A 19968-nucleotide genomic window follows, 5' to 3' on the forward strand; every position below is an offset into this window, starting at 1 on the left:
CACGCGGCCGGATACTCCCGGCTTACTTCCATTGATACAGCATGCCGGCGCCGATCACCTTCTGGGAGCCGCTGAAGCCGCCGTTGACCGAAGCCTTCAGGTTTTCGGTGATGCGGGCCTGCATGCTGACGGCCATCGCCTTCTGGCCCATGAAGGTCGACGTACCGACACCCATGCCGAAGTTCGCGTCGCGATCCAGCTGCGGGATCGAAGCCATCGCGCCGACCGCCGCGATACCTTGCTTGGCCATCTGGTCGGTCTGCTGCAGTTGCTGCTGCGTCTGTTGCAGTTGCGAACCGAGGCTGCTGATCTGCGTCTGCTGGCTCGACAGCGTCTGCGTCATCGACGTCGACAGCGCGGTCAGCTGGTTGACGTTGACGGCGTCGGTGCCTTGCGTGCCGGGCGCGACGTTGATGACCTGACGCTGATCAGTGCTGCTGCCGACCGAGACCACGTTCGAGCGGCCGCCGTCGGTGGAGTTCGCGCCGATCGCGACCGAGTTCGAGCCGGCGGTGACGGTCGGCTTGTCGTTGCCGGTGCCGTTCATGTCGGCCGCGATGCCGGTCGTGTTGTTCGAACGGATCGTGTTGTTGTTGAACGTCGTCGACAGCGCGGTCAGCTGGTTGTTGATGTTGCTCACGCCGGTCGAGAGCGAGGCGACGGTGCTGTTGGTGGTGCTCAGGCCCGTCGACAGCGAGCTGATGCCGGTCGAGGCCGAGGTCGAGAGCGACGAGACGTTGCTGTTGGTGGTGCTCAGGCCGGTGGACAGCGAGTTGACGGCGGTCGAAGTCGAGGTCGAGAGCGACGAGACGGTGCTGTTGGTGGTGCTGAGACCGGTGGACAGCGAGTTGACGGCGGTCGAGGTCGAGGTCGAGAGCGAGGCGACGTTGCTGTTGGTGGTGCTGAGGCCGGTGGACAGCGAGGCGACGTTGCTGTTGGTCGCGAACAGCTGGCTGCCGTTGACCGCGTCGGTGCTGGTCGCGGTGACTTGTCCGGCGGCGACGTTGGTGACCTGGCGTTCCGCGCCCGGGGCACCGACGCTGAACACGCCGACCGGGTTGCTGCCCGCGAAGTTGCCGAAGGTCAGGCCGCCGACGGTGGCCGATGAGACCGGGACGGCGGCGGAGGTGGTGGCGCCGTTGCCGATCGCGACTGAGTTGTCGACGTTGGCGACTGCGTTCGGCCCGATCGCGACGCTGTTCTGGCCGGTGGCCTGGCTGTCGGGGGCGGTCGAATTGGCGTGGAAGTACTTGATGCCCTTCGCGTTGATATTGTCGATCGCCGAGCCGACGTTGTTGTTGGTCGTGGTCGTGCCGTCGGTGTTGTAGGTGATGTAGGCCGGGGCGGAGATGGTGCCGGTGGCCGGGTCATACGTCGCGCCGCCGCCCAGCGCCGCGGCGGTGCTGGTGCCGAGGTTGTTGGTGTTGGTGGTGATCGAGCTGATGCTGGTCGAGAGCGAGCCGATGCTGGTCGAGGTCGAAGTCGACAGCGAGGTCAGGCCGCTCGTGACCGACGACAGGCCGGTCGACGTGGAGGTCGACAGCGAGGCGATGTTGCTGTTGGTGGTGCTCAGGCCGGTGGACAGCGAGTTGATGCCGGTCGAAGTCGAGGTGGACAGCGAGGCGATCGAGCTGGTGGCCGTCGAGAGGCCGGTCGACGTGGAGGTCGACAGCGACGTGACCGTGCTGTTGGTCGTGCTCAAGCCGGTCGAGAGCGAACTGATACCGGTCGAGGTCGACGTGGACAGCGAGGCGATGGTGCTGTTGGTGGTGCTGAGGCCGGTCGAGAGCGAGCCGATGCCGGTCGAGGTCGAGGTGGACAGCGAAGCGATGCTGCTGTTGGCCGTCGAGAGGCCAGTCGACGTGGAAGTCGAGAGGGACGAGACGGTGCTGTTGGTGGTGCTGAGGCCGGTCGAAAGCGAGCCGATGCCGGTCGAAGTCGAGGTGGACAGCGAAGCGATGTTGCTGTTGGCCGTCGAGAGGCCAGTCGACGTGGAAGTCGAGAGCGACGTAACGGTGCTGTTGGTGGTGCTCAGACCGGTCGAAAGCGAACCGATGCCGGTCGAGGTCGACGTGGACAGCGAGGCGATGCTGCTGTTGGCCGTCGAGAGACCGGTCGACGTGGAAGTCGAGAGCGACGTAACGGTGCTGTTGGTGGTGCTCAGACCGGTCGAAAGCGAACCGATGCCGGTCGAGGTCGACGTGGACAGCGAAGCGATCGAGCTGTTAGCCGTCGAGAGGCCGGTCGACGTGGAGGTCGAGAGCGACGTAACGGTGCTGTTGGTGGTGCTGAGACCGGTCGAAAGCGAGCCGATGCCGGTCGAAGTCGACGTGGACAGCGAAGCGATGCTGCTGTTAGTCGTTGAGAGGCCGGTCGACGTGGAAGTCGAGAGCGACGAGACGGTGCTGTTGGTGGTGCTCAGGCCGGTCGAGAGCGAACCGATGCCGGTCGAGGTCGACGTGGACAGCGAGGCGATCGAGCTGTTAGCCGTCGAGAGGCCGGTCGAGGTTGAAGTCGAGAGCGACGTAACGGTGCTGTTGGTGGTGCTGAGACCGGTCGAAAGCGAACCGATGCCGGTCGAAGTCGACGTGGACAGCGAAGCGATCGAGCTGTTGGCCGTCGAGAGGCCAGTCGACGTGGAGGTCGAGAGCGACGAGACGGTGCTATTGGTGGTGCTCAGACCGGTCGAAAGCGAACCGATGCCGGTCGAAGTCGAGGTGGACAGCGAAGCGATGCTGCTGTTAGCGGTCGAGACCGGTCGACGTGGAGGTCGACAGCGACGAGACCGTGCTGTTGGTGGTGCTGAGACCGGTCGAGAGCGAACCGATGCCGGTCGAGGTCGAGGTGGACAGCGAGGCGATGTTGCTGTTGGCCGTCGAGAGGCCGGTCGAGGTTGAAGTCGAGAGCGACGTAACGGTGCTGTTGGTGGTGCTGAGACCGGTCGAAAGCGAACCGATGCCGGTCGAAGTCGAGGTGGACAGCGAAGCGATGCTGCTGTTAGCGGTCGAGAGGCCGGTCGACGTGGAGGTCGACAGCGACGAGACCGTGCTGTTGGTGGTGCTGAGACCGGTCGAGAGCGAACCGATGCCGGTCGAAGTCGACGTGGACAACGAAGCGATCGAGCTGTTAGCGGTCGAGAGACCGGTCGAGGTGGAAGTCGAGAGCGACGTAACGGTGCTGTTGGTGGTGCTGAGACCAGTCGAAAGCGAACCGATGCCGGTCGAGGTCGAGGTGGACAGCGAGGCGATGTTGCTGTTGGCCGTCGAGAGGCCGGTCGACGTGGAGGTCGAGAGCGACGAGACGGTGCTGTTGGTGGTGCTCAGACCGGTCGAAAGCGAACCGATGCCGGTCGAAGTCGAGGTGGACAGCGAAGCGATGCTGCTGTTAGCGGTCGAGAGACCGGTCGACGTGGAGGTCGACAGCGACGAGACCGTGCTGTTGGTGGTGCTGAGACCGGTCGAGAGCGAACCGATGCCGGTCGAGGTCGAGGTGGACAGCGAGGCGATGTTGCTGTTGGCCGTCGAGAGGCCGGTCGAGGTTGAAGTCGAGAGCGACGTAACGGTGCTGTTGGTGGTGCTCAGACCGGTCGAAAGCGAACCGATGCCGGTCGAAGTCGAGGTGGACAGCGAAGCGATCGAGCTGTTGGCGGTCGAGAGGCCGGTCGAGGTGGAAGTCGAGAGCGACGTGACGGTGCTGTTGGTGGTGCTCAGACCGGTCGAAAGCGAACCGATGCCGGTCGAAGTCGAGGTGGACAGCGAAGCGATCGAGCTGTTGGCCGTCGAGAGGCCGGTCGACGTGGAGGTCGAGAGGGACGAGACGGTGCTGTTGGTGGTGCTGAGACCGGTCGAAAGCGAGCCGATGCCGGTCGAAGTCGACGTGGACAACGAAGCGATCGAGCTGTTGGCGGTCGAGAGGCCGGTCGAGGTGGAAGTCGAGAGCGACGTGACGGTGCTGTTGGTGGTGCTCAGACCGGTCGAAAGCGAACCGATGCCGGTCGAAGTCGACGTGGACAGCGAAGCGATCGAGCAGTTGGCCGTCGAGAGGCCGGTCGACGTGGAGGTCGAGAGGGACGAGACGGTGCTGTTGGTGGTGCTGAGACCAGTCGAAAGCGAACCGATGCCGGTCGAAGTCGAGGTGGACAGCGAAGCGATCGAGCTGTTGGCCGTCGAGAGGCCGGTCGACGTGGAGGTCGAGAGCGACGAGACGGTGCTGTTGGTGGTGCTCAGACCGGTCGAAAGCGAACCGATGCCGGTCGAGGTCGAGGTGGACAGCGAAGCGATCGAGCTGTTAGCCGTCGAGAGACCGGTCGACGCGGAGGTCGAGAGCGACGTGACCGTGCTGTTGGTGGTGCTGAGGCCAGTCGAGAGCGAGCCGATGCCGGTCGAGGTCGAGGTGGACAGCGAGGCGATGCTGCTGTTGGCCGTCGAGAGGCCGGTCGACGTTGAAGTCGAGAGCGACGTAACGGTGCTGTTGGTGGTGCTCAGACCGGTCGAAAGCGAACCGATGCCGGTCGAAGTCGACGTGGACAGCGAAGCGATCGAGCTGTTGGCCGTCGAGAGGCCGGTCGAGGTGGAAGTCGAGAGCGACGTGACGGTGCTGTTGGTGGTGCTCAGGCCGGTCGAAAGCGAACCGATGCCGGTCGAGGTCGACGTGGACAGCGAAGCGATGCTGCTGTTAGCCGTCGAGAGACCGGTCGACGCGGAGGTCGACAGCGACGTGACCGTGCTGTTGGTGGTGCTGAGGCCGGTCGAAAGCGAACCGATGCCGGTCGAAGTCGACGTGGACAGCGAGGCGATGCTGCTGTCGGCCGTCGAGAGGCCGGTCGACGTGGAAGTCGAGAGCGACGTGACGGTGCTGTTGGTGGTGCTCAGACCGGTCGAAAGCGAACCGATGCCGGTCGAGGTCGACGTGGACAGCGAAGCGATGCTGCTGTTAGCCGTCGAGAGACCGGTCGACGCGGAGGTCGACAGCGACGTGACCGTGCTGTTGGTGGTGCTGAGGCCGGTCGAAAGCGAACCGATGCCGGTCGAAGTCGAGGTGGACAGCGAAGCGATGCTGCTGTTAGCGGTCGAGAGGCCGGTCGACGCGGAGGTCGACAGCGAAGCAACATTGCTGTTGGTGGTGCTGATGCCGGTCGAAAGCGAGCCGATGCTAGTCGAAGTCGACGTGGACAGCGAAGCGATCGAGCTGTTGGCCGTCGAGAGGCCAGTCGACGTGGAGGTCGAGAGCGACGAGACGGTGCTATTGGTGGTGCTCAGACCGGTCGAAAGCGAACCAATGCCGGTCGAAGTCGACGTGGACAGCGAAGCGATCGAGCTGTTAGCCGTCGAGAGGCCGGTCGACGTGGAAGTCGAGAGCGAGGCGACATTGCTGTTGGTGGTGCTGAGGCCGGTGGACAGAGAGGAAATCGCGCTGGTTGCCGTGCCGACCTGTTGTGCGACGGAATAAAGCTGGCTGCCGTTGATCGCGTCGGTGCTGGTTGCGGTGACTTGTCCGGCGGCGACGTTGGTGACCTGTCGTTCCGAGCCGGGCGCGCCGACACTGACGACGCTGGTCGGGTTGGTGCCGGCGAAGCCGCCGAAGGTGGTGCCGGCGATGGTCGCGCTGCTGGTGGGGTTGGGGGCAGCGGTGACGGAGTTGGCGCCGAGTGCGACGGAGCCATTGTTGCCGGCGGAAGCGCCGGAGCCGATGGCGACGGCGTCGGTGCCGGTGGCGATGCTGTCAGGGCCGGTGGAATTGGCGTGGAAGTACTTGATGCCCTGGTTGTTGATGTTGTTGATGGCCGATCCGACGTTGTTGTTGGTCGTGGTCGTGCCGTTGGCGTTGTAGGTGACGTAGGCGGGCGCCGAGATGGTGCCGGTTGCGGGGTTGTAGGCTGCGCCGCCGCCGAGGGCCGCGGCGGTGCTGTTGCCGAGGTTGTTGGTGGTGGCGGTGACGGTGCTGAGGCCGGTGGACAGCGAGCTGATGCCGGTCGAGGCCGAGGTCGAGAGCGAAGCGACGGTGCTGTTGGTGGTGCTGAGGCCGGTCGAGAGCGAACCGATCGAGCTGTTGGCGGACGACAGACCGGTGGACGTGGACGAGGACAGCGAAGTGATGCTGCTGTTGGTCGACGAGAGACCGGTCGAAGCGGAGGTCGAGAGCGAAGCGACGTTGCTGTTGGTGGTGCTGAGGCCGGTCGACAGGGAGCCGATCGAACTGTTGGCGGACGACAGACCGGTGGACGTGGACGAGGACAGCGAAGTGATGCTGCTGTTGGCCGACGAGAGACCGGTCGAAGCGGAGGTCGAGAGCGAAGCGACGTTGCTGTTGGTGGTGCTGAGGCCGGTTGACAGGGAACCGATCGAGCTGTTGGCGGACGACAGACCGGTGGACGTGGACGAGGACAGCGAAGTGATGCTGCTGTTGGCCGACGAGAGACCGGTCGAAGCGGAAGTCGAGAGCGAAGCGACGTTGCTGTTGGTAGTGCTGAGGCCGGTCGACAGAGAGCCGATCGAGCTGTTGGCCGACGACAGCCCCGTCGAAGCGGAGGTCGAGAGCGAAGCGACGTTGCTGTTGGTGGTGCTGAGGCCAGTCGACAGGGAGCCGATCGAGCTATTAGCCGACGACAGGCCGGTCGAAGCGGAGGTCGAGAGCGAGGCGACGTTGCTGTTGGTAGTGCTGAGGCCGGTCGACAGAGAGCCGATCGAGCTGTTGGCCGACGACAGCCCCGTCGAAGCGGAGGTCGAGAGCGAAGCGACGTTGCTGTTGGTGGTGCTGAGGCCAGTCGACAGGGAGCCGATCGAGCTATTAGCCGACGACAGGCCGGTCGAAGCGGAGGTCGAGAGCGAAGTGACGTTGCTGTTGGTGGTGCTGAGGCCAGTCGACAGGGAACCGATCGAGCTATTAGCCGACGACAACCCCGTCGAAGCGGAGGTCGAGAGCGAAGCGACGTTGCTGTTGGTGGTGCTGAGGCCAGTCGATAGAGAACCGATCGAGCTATTAGCCGACGACAGCCCCGTCGACGCCGAGGTCGAGAGCGAAGCGACGTTGCTGTTGGTGGTGCTGAGGCCGGTCGACAGTGACCCGATCGCGCTATTAGCCGACGACAGCCCCGTCGAAGCCGAAGTCGACAGCGACGCCACACTACTATTAGTCGTGCTCAACCCCGTCGATAGGGAACCGATCGAGCTATTAGCCGACGACAACCCCGTCGACGCCGACGTCGACAGGCTCGCGAGCCCCGAATTCACTGCCGTCACGGCCAGGTTCGTCGCGTTGAGCTGCGAACCGTTGATCGCATCGGTGCTGGTCGACGAGATCCGGCCCGCCGCCACGTTGGTGATCGTGCGTTCCGATCCCGGCGCACCGACGCTGACCGTCGAGGCGGGCGTCGTGCCCGCGAACGCATAGGTCGTGCCGTTGATCGTCGTATTGGCGGTCGCGACCGCAGCGGCGGTCGTCGAGCCGGAGCCGAGCGCGACTGCGCCGGTGTTGCCCGCCGATGCGCCCTGGCCGAGCGCCACTGCGTTCGAGGCGGTCGCGGCGGCCGACAGGCCCGCGCCGAGCGCGCCGGATGCGGTTGCCTGTGCGCTGCCGCCGAGCGCGGTGCCGGTCGACGTCGCCGACGTGTTCTGGCCGATCGCCGTGCTGTTCTGCAGCGCCTTCGCGCCGAAGCCGATCGCGGTCGCGCCCGTGTAGCCGCTCGACCCGGCGGTGGCCGATGCGCCGATCGCCGTCACGCCATAACCGCCGCCCGGGCTCGACGCCGTCGCGTTCTGGCCGACCGCGATGTTGCCTGCGCCGGTCGAACCGCTCGAGCTGCTCGCGCCGTTGCCGACGGCGATGTCGCCGCTGCCCGTCGCGGATGCGTTGTAGCCGAACACGGCGCTCGACGCGCCCGACGCCGTCGCGCCCGAACCCACCGCGGCGGCGTTCGTGCCCGATGCCGTCGAGGCGAGGCCGATGGCGATGCCCGAGGTCGCGGCCGACGTCACCGACGATTGACCGCCGATCGCGATCGAGTTCGAGGCGGCCGATTGCGCGCCCTGGGTGGCATTGCTGCCGATCGCCACCGAGCCCGTGCCCGATGCGATGATCGCGTTGGCCGGCGAAAGCGGGGTCGTACCGTTGCCGCCCGCGCCGCCGATCGCGACCGAGTTCAGCGCGCTCGCGGTGCTGCCGAAGCCGACGGCGGTCGCCGAGGTGCCGCTCGCGGTCGAATTGAGGCCGGCCGCGAGCCCCCACATGGCCGCCGAGCTTTGGAAGCCGAAGGCCGAGCCGCCTGTGCCGGTGACCTGGGAGTAGGTGCCGTAGACCGTTGCGGCGTATTGATTGTTGCCGCTCGCGTTACAGCCCGCGACGAGCGAAAAGGTGCCTGAACCGTCGGTCGGGCCCGCATTCGTGTTGCTCGGCGCGTTTTGGCCGACTTGGCTGGTCGTGCCGCCGGACGTGCAGGTGGTACTCGAGGTAAGCGTATTGGCGCTTGCGATGGCCGGTGCGCCCAGCAGCAGCGCGGCCACGGCGAGCGCGACGGCGGCGTTCTTGTTGGGTTTGCCCCGGGCGGCGTCGAGTTCCGACGCGGCGACCCAGGCGCCAAGGGATTCATTCCAAATCGATCGGTAGGTGCGGTTCATTCGAGAGGTCTCTCTGCGCCCACGCAACACACCTGTCGTTCGGCTCAATGCCTAACACGGGATCGCGCGGTAATGGATTTAAGTGCGCGGATTCTATTGTCAATTTGTTTTTGAGATTGCTAGAAACTGCAAAATCAGACTTTTGAAATGTCAAGGATTGTCAATTCACCTTATCTGATCATTATCGGCGTGATTTGAAGATTGCCTCGCAATCGTTTGCGGCGTGTTATTTAACTTGTTGATTGTGGTTTAAATATGATGCGATGGCTTGCTGGTATTGGGTTTGATGAAATTTCGAGGGAGCGCAAACGTTTAATGATTTAGCGCGACAGGATAAATGGAGGAATTCTTTCTATGTGTAATGATGTGAAATTATGCAGAAAGGATGATTCATTTGGATTGGGTTGTGAGATACGGGCCAATTTGCCTTATTTGAGAATTGATTTCGTATGCAGAATGACCTGGGCTATCGGTGCAATTGACGGGCACTATGAAAAACGGCCTGAAACCGAGGGGGTTCCAGGCCGTCGCGGCAGGATGGAATGCCGAGGGTCAGGTGCGCGTCGGAATCATCGGCGGATATTGGAACGGGATCGCAATCCGGTTCCAGGCGTTGATGTTGGCGATGGCGGCCGTGAGAAACATCACTTGCTCGCCCGGGAACTGTTCGAGCACGTCGGCGTAAAGCGTGTCGGACACGCCGTCATGTAATGCACGGGTAATCGCTTCCGCATAAGCGAGTGCAATTGTTTCGCGTTTCGAAAAAATGCCGGCCTCGCGCCATACGGCGACGAGATCCAATTTCTCTTGCGTGACCTTCTGGCGACGCAGCAGATTCAGGTGGTACTGCACGCAGAATGTGCAGCCGTTGATCTGCGATACACGCAGCTTCAGGAGTTCCGTCAGGTCTTTGTCGAGCCCGGAAGCGTCGACGGCGGCGCCGAGCGCCGTCAGCGCGTCGACGACGCCTTTCGCGGATTCGCCGAACGTTTCGTAGGTCACGCGGGTAGAGGCGGTCATGCCAGTTCTCCAGCAGATAGGGTGGGGATCGGTTAACATAACAGAGCACGAACAATATATTCGAACTCTTACATCATGCGCAAGCCAGTCCGTTCTTCTTCTTCTTCTTCCACGGTGGACGTTGCCGCCGTGTTTCCAGAGTTGCCCGCGGTCGGCGAGGGCAAGCGCGGCGAGCGGGGTTATCTCGGTTATCTGCTGAGGCAGGCGCACGCGGCATCGCGGCTCGCGATGGAGCGTACGCTCGCCGACCTGGGCGTCACTTCGCCGCAGTTCATGGTGCTGACCTTGCTGGTCGCCTATCCGGGCATCTCGAGTGCGGATCTCGCGCGGCTGGCGTTCCTCACGCCGCAGACCGTGAGCGTGATCGTCGCGAACCTGGAGAAGCGCGACGCGATTGCGCGGCGGCCGCACGCGGTGCATGGGCGGATCCGGCTGATCGAGGTCAGCGAGACGGGGCGCGCGTTGCTCGCGACCTGCCGCGAGCGCGTGCGGCGGCTCGAGGCGCGGTTGCGCGACGGGCTCAGCGAGGCGGACGAACAGGTGATCCGGCTCTGGCTCGTGCGGGTCGCGCAGGAGGACGGCGACGCGGCTTGATGCCGCGCGTCGCCGCGCCATGCCGGGCGGGGCCTACTTTTTCTTCTTCAGGAAGCGCAGCGCGAGCCGCGCCATGCGCGGCACGAACAGCGGGCGCACCAGGCGCCGGTCGTAGCCGGCCATGCGCCGCTCGTTCTCGCTGAGGCACAGCGCGATCAGCTCGCGCGGGTCCAGTCCGTCGCCGACGGTCGAGGCGGCATTCGCGGGGAAGTTCATGTCGCGCGCGGCGCCATCCGAGTCGATGCCGCGCGCGATGTTGACGCGGTCCTTGATCAGGCACGCCCACACCGCGGCGACCCGCGCGAAGAACCACGGCCGGCGCCACCACGGCAGGGCGCGCCAGTACCACGCGTACCAGTTGACGAAGAACAGGATATGGCGGCCTTCTTCCTGGATGACCGGTTCGAAGGTTTCGACGAGCGCATCGGGGAAGAAGCCGGAGCGCTGGGCGGAACGGAACAGCCCGAATGCGAAGAAGCTGTCGATGCATTCGCTGAAGCCGGTCGTGAGCCATGCCCATTCGGGGTCTTTCGGCGCGGGATAGGGCGGCTCGGGTGCGAGCGCGATGCCGTAGGCCTCGACCAGTTTCGACAGCACCACCTTGTGGCGCGCCTCCTCGGCGCCGTCCATCTCGAGCGCCCGGCGCAGCAGCGGGTCGGTCACGGTGGCCGCGTAGGTCGCGACGCGGATCGACGCGCGCCCTTCGGTCTGCACGGCGATGTCCCAGATTGGCAATGACGTGAGCCGCTTCAACTCGGCCGGCGCGAGCGGCGGCCAGTCGATGACGGCGGGCTTGTACGGGTTGTGAGTGTCGAGCAGCATCGTGCAGAACATGCGTCGGTGCGTGTCGGAACCGATGCGCACCGGGCCCTGATCCTCATGGGTCCAATGACGCATTGCATGATCCGCCGCCTGCTCGCGTTGCAGCGTGTCAGACATGGCTGGTTGCTTGGTATCGTGATCTCAGGAGCATCCGATTCTTACATAGCGCGCGAAATCACGCGCTGCCGAGGACGCCGCCCAGCCTGCGGCGCCTCGAAGCCGGGCCGTTCAACAGTGATCGTCCACCCACATGCGACCCCAGCGGGACGCGTAGGCGAGCGCGTGCTCTTCGTCGAAGAAGAAATCGATGGCGTCGAACGAGTAGGCGCGGGCGGGCCCCGTGGCCCGCTCGATCGTCAGATTGGCGGCGAACAGGCCGTTCGGCAGACGCGCTGCCGCGGGCGCGACCTCATAGCCCTTGTAGCGGATCGAACGATTCATGGCGTGCGCGGATGAATGAGGAACTTGCAGCGTACGCACGACGCGGCCGCGCGTGAACCAATCAATCTGCGATAGCAAATGACGGAATGCGCGACAGGGTTATCCGTGCGGGAGGCGGCCGGCGCGTGCGTGCGCGGCGCGAGGCGGATGGGAGCGAGGCGGATGGGAGCGAGGCGCGCCGCGCCCGCGCGGACGCGGGGCGGCGCAAGGCGGGGGGGCGCTCAGCTCGCGCCGCCGAGCTTCAGCACCGGTGCGAGCGCGCTGTCGGCGGCGACCCGGCTGGCCGCGCGGTGCGAGGCGAGGGCCAGCGCGAATTCCGCGGCCTGCGTGCCGACGGTTTCGAGCTGCGCCGCGACCTTGGCGTCGGAGCAGCCGTCCGCGCTGTCGAAACGCGTTTCCAGCGTGTTGACGGTGGCGCCGAACGGCGTCGGCCAGCCGCGCAGCGCATGGACGATCGAGCGCAGCGAGGTCAGCACGGTGCCGGCCGCCTGCCAGCCATATGCGGTGACGATACAGCCGACCGCGCGTCCGTCGAGGTAGGGGCGCTCGTCTTCGCGCAGTTCTTCCAGCGTGTCGAGTGCGTTCTTCACGAGGCCCGAGACGCCGCCGTGATAGCCGGGCGTCGCGATGATGATCGCGTCGGCCTGGCGCACCGCGTCGATCAGCTCGCGCTGCGCATCGGTGCGCAGCGCTTGTTCGAGCGCATAGTGCGGCAGCGTGTGCAGGAAGGGGCCGTCGAACAGCCGGGTGCGCGCGCCTGCCGCCTGCGCGCCGCGCAGCGCGAAGCTCAGCGCGCGTTCGGTCGACGAGGCGGCGCGCGTGGTGCCGCCGATCCCGACGACGAAGGGCCGGTGGTGGTGATCGAATGCCGTCAAAATTCGCTCCTTGAGGGTGCAGCGCCCGGCTGAGCGCGGGCTTGATACCGCATGGTAACGACCTCGGCGGGGGACGGGAAACGACTTTTCGTTCTATCGATATGGGCGCGCGTCCGTGGGACGCCGGCCTTCGGAGCGCAATTGGAAAGCAGAAAAGCTTGGTTGGGCGGCCGCGGCGGGCTCGTTATGATCGATTCCGTCTCCTCCATAGAGATTCTCTGACATGGGTTGGCCCCGCCGCTCTGGACGCCGGCGGGGCTTTTTTTCGTGCGCCGTTCAGATGTGGGTGCTGGGCGCGATGCGGCTCGGCAACAGGAACTGATAGGGCCGACGGCGCGCGAGATTGCGCGCGGCGATGGTCGTCTCGATGCGCGCGAGCGCGGCCCGGAAGCGGTCGAGCGGCCCGTCCGCGCCGATGATGCGCGGATCCGTCAGGAGCGGACGGTGCGGAAAGCCGGCGCTCAGGTACTGGCCGAGCCGCCGGTAGCGCACGCCGCCCGTCAGCTGGGCGAACGCGGTGCGCACGAGCGTGGTCAGCGGCGACGGCAGCATGGCGCGCCAGCGCGCCTGCGTGGCTTCCGTGTCGGCGCCCGGCGCGGGCGCGGCGAGCCAACCGGCCTGGGTCGGCGCGCAGGTGGCGAAGGCCGGCTGCGGCGCGCTCACGGCGGCATGTTGCGCGCTGGCCGTGAAGATCACCATCGTCAGCGCGTCGGCCAGCGCCGCGCGCGTCGTGAGCGCGGGCATGCCCCGGATCTTGCCGTTGCTGACGAGATCGTCGCGCCACGCGCTCAACTCGTGATCGGCGATCACGTCGTGATCCGACAGGTAATACGTCTCGACGTAGTCGTCGACCCATTGCGCGAGCGCGTGCCACAGCAGCAGCGCGTCGTCGCGGTACGGATAGTCGGGCAGCGTCGTGCGATCGTCCACCCGACGGCGCGCGAGATCGGCGGGCAGCATGCTCGCGCGGAAATCGAACGCGAGGCGATCCTTGAGCACCATCTGCGCCGCCGTGCGCACGGGCGCGGCGAACAGCAGGTCGTCGACACCGCCCGGGCACAGCAGGAAGCGCGCGATGCGCTCGTTGATGAACGCCGTGCCCTCGAAGTGCGGCGTGAGCAGCAGATGCAGCGGGTGGGTCGCGGCGAGGTTGCGATGCGTCGCCATGCAGAACGCCTCGCTGACGAAATGCGTGCGCGCGAGATGCGCGAACATCTCGTGATGGCAGGCGTCCGCGCTCTGCACCACGGTCTTCGCCATCTGCCACGCCCAATACGCGGAGGCCGACGTGCTGGCGGGATCCGCGCGCAGGAAGATCGGGTGCGCGGTCGGATCCTGGTCGCACTGGATCGCGACCGGCACGAGCGTCGTGCCGCTGCGCGGCACGGCGAACAGCGCGATCGGCGCGTAGGCGTAGCCGATGCCCGCGAGCGGCTTGGCGACCGGCCCGGCGGTCGCGAGCAGGCTGTTGTCGACGTAGTCGAGCAGGTACAGGCGGTGTTCCGCGCCGGCCGCGACGAGGTCGTCGTGCTCGCCCATCACCTGCCGGAACTGCGCGTGGGTGAGCGGGAACTTGGCGGGCAGCGTGTCGATGCCGCGTATCAGCAGCGGATTCGGTCCGGCGACGCGTTGTTCCGCGAACACCTCGTCCGGGCAGACCTGCGCGGCGGGGGCGGCCAGCGCGCCGTCGTTGTCCAGGCTGCCGAGCCGCGGCGCGAGATCGGCGACCAGCGCGTGCAGGCTCGCCAGCACGCCGAGCAGCGCGTGGCGCACCTGGTCGATCCGCTGGGCGGTATCGGCGCCGTGCGGGTTCGCGAGCGGCCCGGCGTAGGCGGCGAGCGCGGCGCCCAGGTTCGTGCGGATGGCCTGCAGCGGCGCCTGCCAGGCCGCGGCGCGGCCGCGCGGCAGCGCCGCGAGCAGGTTGGCCAGCACCGCGGCGGCGGTGTGGGCGGTTTCGAGCAGCCAGTCGATCGAGGGCTGCTCGCGCGCGGCGACGCCGGCCGCGAACGGGATGCCCGGTGCGTTCGGCAGGCTGCGGGTCCACGCATGGGTGAGCCGCTGCGAGGTCAGCCAGCCGGCACGCGCGAGCTGGCCCGGCACGGAATCCTTCTGCGGCAGCACGGGGGCCGAGGTATCGACGGCCGGCGGTAGAGGCTGGAGCGGGACGAGCGGCAGCGAACCGGGCGCCGGCAGCTGCGCGCCGGGGCGGGGCGTCAGGCCAGGGATCGTGCAGCCGTGCTCGTCCAGCACGGACGCCGCGGCTGATTCGATTCGATGCATTTTGTCGCTCTCCGAGAATCCGCAATACCACCTGATTTTCCGAAGGCGAATACTTCCGGGAGTTAAGGTGATTAAATTAATTGCGATGATTATTGATCGGCAGGCGGGAATGGCGGCCTCGCCGAAGTGACCGCGACACGTCGCCGCACCGCGCGGCGCGGTCCGCGCGACGGCCCCGTCGCCTGGGTGTTGCAGGATGATTGGTCGGTCTGGCTTATTGCTCTATTTCGATAATCGGACGATAAACCGCTCCATTGTCTTCATCGTAAAACCGATGTTTAAAATGTGCAATGATGATGAATGTTAATAAAGGTAAAAAGAAAATATCGACTGCAATTCGAATACGTAATGGACGTGCCGGGCGCGTTTTGCCGATTCACGTGACGGAATCGGCGGAGAAATCGGGGCTGGGGAGGCGCAAGCGGCCCCGTCCGTCGCCGCCCGGCAATGAACAGACGAATCCGAGCGGGCGAATCGGACGCGATCTTGTCCTGACGCGACATGCGGCCGGCGCGGGGGCGAGCGCCGGTGCGTCGCGCACCGGCGCTCGCCGTGCCGCACAACGATGCGCGCGCATCCGCGCGGCTCGGGCCCGGGCGGGCGGTGCAACGCATCATCGGCGCGCCCGCGCCGCGCCGCGCGGCCCGCGCGGCGGCCGCGACCCGTGCGCGGACGTGTCGTATTTGCGCAAGCGTCTGTCGCAATTCGTCGGCTGCACGGGGTTTTTTCTGGCAACCATGTAGGCACGCTGTGACGACATCAGTCCCCGCAACACGAGGAGAAGGTTCCGATGGATGCCCCCAAGGTCGTGGTCGAAGGTCTGTGCAAGGTTTTCGGCACTCAGCCGCAACAGGCACTCGACATGCTCGCCGCCGGTTCGACGAAGGACGAGGTGTTTGCGCGCACGGGCCAGGTGGTTGGCGTGCACGACGTGTCGTTCGAGGTGCAGGAAGGCGAGATTTTCGTGTTGATGGGCTTGTCCGGTTCCGGCAAGTCGACGCTGATCCGGCTCGTCAACCGCCTCGTCGAGCCGACCGCCGGCAAGGTGCTGATCGACGGCCGCGACGTCGCCGCGGTGCGGCGCTCGGAGCTGACCGCGCTGCGCCGCAAGGACATGAGCATGGTGTTCCAGTCGTTCGCGCTGATGCCGCAGCGCACCGTGCTGTCGAACGCGTCGTTCGGCCTCGAGGTCGCGGGCGTCGGCCGCAAGGAGCGCGAGCGGCGCGCGATGACGGTGCTCGAACAGGTGGGGCTCGCGGCGTTCTCGCAGAAGCTGCCGTCCGAGCTGTCGGGCGGGATGCAGCAGCGCGTCGGGCTGGCGCGCGCGCTCGCGGTGAATCCGTCGCTGATGATCATGGACGAGGCGTTCTCCGCGCTCGATCCGCTCAAGCGCAAGGAAATGCAGAACGTGCTGCTGCAACTGCAGAAGGAGCAGCGCCGCACGATCATGTTCGTGTCGCACGATCTCGAGGAGGCGCTGCGCATCGGCAACCGGATCGCGATCATGGAGGGCGGCCGGCTCGTGCAGGTGGGCACGCCGCAGGACATCATCGCGAACCCGGCCGACGACTACGTGCGCGCGTTCTTCGAAGGCATCGACACGAGCCGCTACCTGACGGCGGGCGACCTGATGCAGACCGGCGCGGTGCCGCTCATGTCGCGGTTCGACGCCGCGCAGGTCGCGGCGACGCTGAACGGCAGCGCCGAATACGCGTTCGTGCTCGACGAGGCGCGCAAGCTGCGCGGCTGCGTCACGCGCGACGCGATCGGCAATCCCGCGCCGCGCGTGCGCCCCGTCGAAAGCATCCGGCTCGATGCGTCGCTCGATCAGGTGGTCGAGCGCGTGGTCGCGAGCCCGAACGCGCTGCCCGTCGTCGACGACGACGGCTGCTACTGCGGTTCGGTCGATCGCGCCGTGCTCCTGAAGGCCATTACGCGTTCGCGAGGCTCCCATGTCTGAACTCATTCCGCTCGGCACCTGGGTCGACCAGTCGGTCCGCTACCTGCTCGACCACGACGCGAAAACGTTCGACACCATCGGGCGCGCGATCGAAGGGCTCGCCGCGTTCGTCGAGCACAGCCTGCAGGCGGTGCCGATGTGGGCGATGATGGCCATCTTCATCGGCGTCGGGCTGTGGCGGGTCGGCTGGCGCTTCGCGCTGTTCACGACGCTGTCGCTGCTGCTGATCTTCGCGACCGGCTTCTGGGATCAGACCATCGTGACGCTCGGCCTCACGCTGTCGTCGACCATCATCAGCCTCGTGCTCGGCATCCCGCTCGGCGTCTGGGCCGCGAAGAGCAAGTGGGTCGCGGCCATCGTGCGGCCGATCCTCGACCTGATGCAGACCATGCCCGCGTTCGTCTACCTGATCCCGGCGGCGATGCTGTTCGGCCTCGGCCGCGTGCCCGGCATCCTGTCGACGGTGATCTTCGCGATGCCGCCCGCGGTGCGGCTCACGAGCCTCGGCATCCGCCACGTGAACCGCGAGATCGTCGAGGCCGGCCAGGCCTTCGGCTGCACGCCGTGGCAGCTGCTGTACAAGGTGCAGTTCCCGAACGCGCTGCCGTCGATCATGCAGGGCGTGAACCAGACCATCATGATGGCGCTGTCGATGGTGATCATCGCGTCGATGGTCGGCGCGGGCGGCCTCGGCAACGACGTGCTCGCGAGCATCCAGCGGCTCGACATCGGCCTCGGGTTCGAGAGCGGCCTGTCCGTCGTGCTGCTCGCGATCATTCTCGATCGCATCACGGAGAGCTTCGGCCGCGCGCCTGGCACCGCGCGCGCGCCGTTGTTCGCGGGGCTGCGCCAACTGCTCGGCCAGCGCGCCGCCGCGCGGGCCTGAGCGCCTGAAGCGGGCGCGCGTCGCGCGCGCCCGCCTGCCTCGTTTCGTTTCGCTTCGGGCGCCGGCCGCCATGCGCCGCCGGCGCGCATCCCGTGCCCACTGCTGATGCTGGAGAGCGATGTGACGCCTGCCGCCGCCCCCGCCGTATCCGCCACGCCCGTATCCAGCCTCGCGCATTTCGGCTTCCTGACCTTGCCGCAGTTCTCGATGATCGCGTTCACGAGCGCGATCGAGGTGCTGCGCATGGCCAACTACGTCGGGCGGGCCGAGCACTACCGCTGGTCGATCTTCTCGCTCGACGGCGCGCCCGTGCCGGCGAGCAACGGCATCGTGGTGCGGCCGACCCGGCCGCTCGACGCGACGCAGCTGCCGGACGTGATGATCGTATGCGGCGGGGTGCGGATCCGCGACGCGGTGGACGAGGCGACGCGCGACGCGCTCGTCGCGCTGGCCGAGCGCGGCGTGCCGCTCGGCGGGATCTGCACGGGCGCCTATGCGCTGATGGCGAGCGGCCTGCTCGACGACTATCGCTGCACCGTGCACTGGGAGAACCTGTCGGCGCTGCATGCGGAGTTTCCGCGCGTGCGCTTCGCGGACGAGCTGTTCGTCGTCGATCGCGACCGCCTGACCTGCACGGGCGGCACCGCGCCGCTCGACCTGATGCTGAACCTGGTCGGCGCGCGGCTCGGCCAGCCGCTGGCCGCGCAGGTGTCGGAGCAGTTCATCCTCGAACGGATCCGCGGCGCGACCGATCCGCAGCCGATCCCGGTCGATGCGCGGGTCGGCTTCTCGCGCGCGGAGCTGGTCGAGGTCGTGCGCCTGATGGAGGCGAACATCGAGGAGCCGCTGTCGCTCGAAGAGCTGGCGCGCCTCGTGCGGCTGTCGCAGCGCCATCTGCAACGGATGTTCAAGGTCTACCTGAACGTCTCGCCCACCCACTATTACCTGTCGCTGCGGCTGAAGCGCGCGCGCGACCTGCTGCGCACGACCGATGCGTCGATCGCGCGCGTGACGACGGTTTGCGGTTTTCATTCGCCATGCCATTTCAGCAAGGCCTACCGCGCGCAGTTCGGCCACGCGCCGAGCCACGAGCGGCGCATGCCGGGGCGATGAGGGCGTGCGCCGCCGGGATCGCGGCGCGCGTGACGGCAAGGATCCCGTTTCCCCATTGACGACATCACCCCTGAGGAGAAGCAAAATGAAGCGAATGCTGCTGGCGATGGCCTGCGGGCTGAGCGTGGGCGCCGCGCCGGTGCATGCGGCGGACCCCGCCGCGTGCAAGACGGTGCGGTTCGCCGACGTGGGCTGGACGGATATCGCCGCGACCACCGGGCTCGCGTCGACGATGCTCGCGGGGCTCGGCTACGCGCCGACCAAGACGATCGCATCGGTGCCGATCACGTTCGCGGGCATCAAGAGCAAGCAGATCGACGTGTTCCTCGGTTACTGGTCGCCGACCATGGACCCGATCATCGCGCCGTTCACCAAGGCGGGCACGATCAAGGTGCTGCCGACGCCGAACCTGACGGGCGCGAAATACACGCTCGCGGTGCCGGACTATGCGTACCAGGGCGGCCTGAAGTCGTTCGCGGATATCCAGAAGTACGCGGACAAGCTGAACGGCCGCATCTACGGGATCGAGCCGGGCAACGACGGCAACCTGCTGATCAAGAAGATGATCGACGGGAACCAGTTCGGGCTCGGCAAGTTCAAGATGGTCGAGTCGAGCGAGGCGGGGATGCTGGTCGAGGTCAATCGCGCGATCCGCGACAAGCAGTGGATCGTGTTCCTCGGCTGGGAGCCGCATCCGATGAACGTGCAGATGAAGATCGACTACCTGAGCGGCGGCGACGACGTGTTCGGGCCGAACTACGGCGAGGCGCGCGTGCTGACCGCCACGCCGCCCGACTACGCGGCGCGCTGCCCGAACGTCGCGAAGTTCGTGTCGAACCTGCAGTTCACGACGTCGATCGAGAATCACGTGATGGTGCCGATCATGAACAAGGAAGAGCCGAACAAGGCCGCGGCCGAGTGGCTCAAGGAGAATCCGCAGGCGCTCGACAAGTGGCTTGCCGGCGTGACGACGGTCGACGGCAAGCCGGGCCTGCCGGCAGTGAAGGCGTATCTCGGCCTGCACTGAGCCCGCGCGGCCTCCATGGGGGCGTGGCCGCGCGGGCGGATGACGCGTGCGCGGCCGGGCGAGGCCGTGGCGCGCGAATGTCCGGCGTTCGACCAATAGAAATATAAGATGAGTCGCCGGTATTTCGCGTTCCGATGATCGACCGTACCGGCTTTCGCCGGTGCGGGCCGGCATCGTACGCATCTTTGATGCGCATGCATTGTCGATTCGATGACCAGGACCGGGCCGGCGCGCGTCAGGCGCGTCGGCCCGGACGGCGATGGTCCGCGTACGCGGAAGATCGGTCCGGCGGTCCGTATATCCTGTATGAATATGAATAGCTGACCGGACTCGCGCGG

At 66.4% G+C, this 19968-nt stretch carries 11 protein-coding genes and 2 pseudogenes; 6 read left to right on the forward strand and 7 right to left on the reverse strand.

From position 1 onward, the window contains the following. Positions 1-22 precede the first annotated feature (22 nt). The 3 genes and pseudogenes from Bsp3421_RS34265 to Bsp3421_RS07050 form a co-directional block, all read right to left on the reverse strand. Positions 23-2692 (reverse strand): annotated as a pseudogene (locus Bsp3421_RS34265) (YadA family autotransporter adhesin); the annotation flags it as partial. A gap of 49 nt (positions 2693-2741) precedes the next feature. Then, positions 2742-8612, reverse strand: coding sequence for an ESPR-type extended signal peptide-containing protein (locus Bsp3421_RS07045; RefSeq protein WP_443111496.1), 5871 nt, complete (start codon positions 8610-8612; stop codon positions 2742-2744). A gap of 552 nt (positions 8613-9164) precedes the next feature. Beyond that, entirely contained in the window at positions 9165-9632 is a 468-nt protein-coding gene (locus Bsp3421_RS07050; protein ID WP_273997628.1) for a carboxymuconolactone decarboxylase family protein, read from the reverse strand. 75 nt (positions 9633-9707) lie between these two features. Between Bsp3421_RS07050 and Bsp3421_RS07055 the strand changes: the two genes are divergently transcribed. Then, positions 9708-10226 carry a MarR family winged helix-turn-helix transcriptional regulator gene (locus Bsp3421_RS07055; RefSeq protein ID WP_273997630.1) on the forward strand — a complete coding sequence of 173 codons (519 nt, stop codon included), beginning with the start codon at positions 9708-9710 and terminating at the stop codon, positions 10224-10226. Positions 10227-10259: 33 nt separating this feature from the next. Here the strand turns inward: Bsp3421_RS07055 and Bsp3421_RS07060 are convergent, their stop codons facing one another. From Bsp3421_RS07060 to Bsp3421_RS07075, 4 genes are all read right to left on the reverse strand, one after another. Beyond that, the gene (locus Bsp3421_RS07060; RefSeq protein ID WP_273997632.1) at positions 10260-11165 is read right to left on the reverse strand and encodes a ferritin-like domain-containing protein; all 906 of its coding nucleotides are present in this window, start codon (positions 11163-11165) and stop codon (positions 10260-10262) included. 111 nt (positions 11166-11276) lie between these two features. Further along, complete coding sequence (locus Bsp3421_RS07065; RefSeq protein WP_273997634.1) at positions 11277-11489, reverse strand: transcriptional regulator; 213 nt, start codon at positions 11487-11489, stop codon at positions 11277-11279. A gap of 221 nt (positions 11490-11710) precedes the next feature. Continuing rightward, on the reverse strand, positions 11711-12364 hold the full coding sequence (locus tag Bsp3421_RS07070) for an NADPH-dependent FMN reductase (RefSeq protein WP_273997635.1): 654 nt from the start codon (positions 12362-12364) through the stop codon (positions 11711-11713). A 276-nt stretch (positions 12365-12640) separates the two neighbouring features. Continuing rightward, positions 12641-14644, reverse strand: a complete 2004-nt coding sequence (locus Bsp3421_RS07075) for a lipoxygenase family protein (RefSeq protein ID WP_273997636.1) — start codon at positions 14642-14644, stop codon at positions 12641-12643. Between the two features lie 290 nt (positions 14645-14934). Here Bsp3421_RS07075 and Bsp3421_RS07080 point away from each other — a divergent pair, with 290 nt between their 5' ends. The 5 genes and pseudogenes from Bsp3421_RS07080 to Bsp3421_RS07100 all read left to right on the forward strand — a co-directional run bounded on the left by Bsp3421_RS07080 (position 14935) and on the right by Bsp3421_RS07100 (position 19630). Then, positions 14935-15387 carry a hypothetical protein gene (locus Bsp3421_RS07080; protein ID WP_273997638.1) on the forward strand — a complete coding sequence of 151 codons (453 nt, stop codon included), beginning with the start codon at positions 14935-14937 and terminating at the stop codon, positions 15385-15387. After that, a pseudogene (locus tag Bsp3421_RS07085) lies at positions 15308-16604 on the forward strand (quaternary amine ABC transporter ATP-binding protein); the annotation flags it as partial. The gene Bsp3421_RS07080 and the pseudogene Bsp3421_RS07085, both read left to right, overlap by 80 nt. Further along, positions 16597-17490: a choline ABC transporter permease subunit gene (choW, locus tag Bsp3421_RS07090; protein ID WP_273997640.1), complete on the forward strand. Its 894-nt coding sequence runs from the start codon at positions 16597-16599 to the stop codon at positions 17488-17490. The pseudogene Bsp3421_RS07085 and the gene choW, both read left to right, overlap by 8 nt. A 105-nt stretch (positions 17491-17595) precedes the next feature. After that, the gene (locus tag Bsp3421_RS07095; RefSeq protein WP_273997641.1) at positions 17596-18603 is read left to right on the forward strand and encodes a GlxA family transcriptional regulator; all 1008 of its coding nucleotides are present in this window, start codon (positions 17596-17598) and stop codon (positions 18601-18603) included. A gap of 85 nt (positions 18604-18688) precedes the next feature. Continuing rightward, positions 18689-19630 carry a choline ABC transporter substrate-binding protein gene (locus Bsp3421_RS07100; RefSeq protein ID WP_273997642.1) on the forward strand — a complete coding sequence of 314 codons (942 nt, stop codon included), beginning with the start codon at positions 18689-18691 and terminating at the stop codon, positions 19628-19630. Positions 19631-19968: the final 338 nt, after the last annotated feature.

The sequence above is a fragment of the Burkholderia sp. FERM BP-3421 genome, assembly GCF_028657905.1.
Lineage (GTDB): Bacteria > Pseudomonadota > Gammaproteobacteria > Burkholderiales > Burkholderiaceae > Burkholderia.

Excerpts from the sequence above, each read along its gene's own strand:
- Bsp3421_RS07045 (WP_443111496.1), bottom strand. The coding sequence starts at position 8,612 with ATGAACCGCACCTACCGATCGATTTGGAATGAATCCCTTGGCGCCTGG.
- Bsp3421_RS07050 (WP_273997628.1), bottom strand. The coding sequence starts at position 9,632 with ATGACCGCCTCTACCCGCGTGACCTACGAAACGTTCGGCGAATCCGCG.
- Bsp3421_RS07055 (WP_273997630.1), top strand. The coding sequence starts at position 9,708 with ATGCGCAAGCCAGTCCGTTCTTCTTCTTCTTCTTCCACGGTGGACGTT.
- Bsp3421_RS07060 (WP_273997632.1), bottom strand. The coding sequence starts at position 11,165 with ATGTCTGACACGCTGCAACGCGAGCAGGCGGCGGATCATGCAATGCGT.
- Bsp3421_RS07065 (WP_273997634.1), bottom strand. The coding sequence starts at position 11,489 with ATGAATCGTTCGATCCGCTACAAGGGCTATGAGGTCGCGCCCGCGGCA.
- Bsp3421_RS07075 (WP_273997636.1), bottom strand. The coding sequence starts at position 14,644 with ATGCATCGAATCGAATCAGCCGCGGCGTCCGTGCTGGACGAGCACGGC.
- Bsp3421_RS07080 (WP_273997638.1), top strand. The coding sequence starts at position 14,935 with ATGATGATGAATGTTAATAAAGGTAAAAAGAAAATATCGACTGCAATT.
- choW (WP_273997640.1), top strand. The coding sequence starts at position 16,597 with ATGTCTGAACTCATTCCGCTCGGCACCTGGGTCGACCAGTCGGTCCGC.
- Bsp3421_RS07095 (WP_273997641.1), top strand. The coding sequence starts at position 17,596 with ATGCTGGAGAGCGATGTGACGCCTGCCGCCGCCCCCGCCGTATCCGCC.
- Bsp3421_RS07100 (WP_273997642.1), top strand. The coding sequence starts at position 18,689 with ATGAAGCGAATGCTGCTGGCGATGGCCTGCGGGCTGAGCGTGGGCGCC.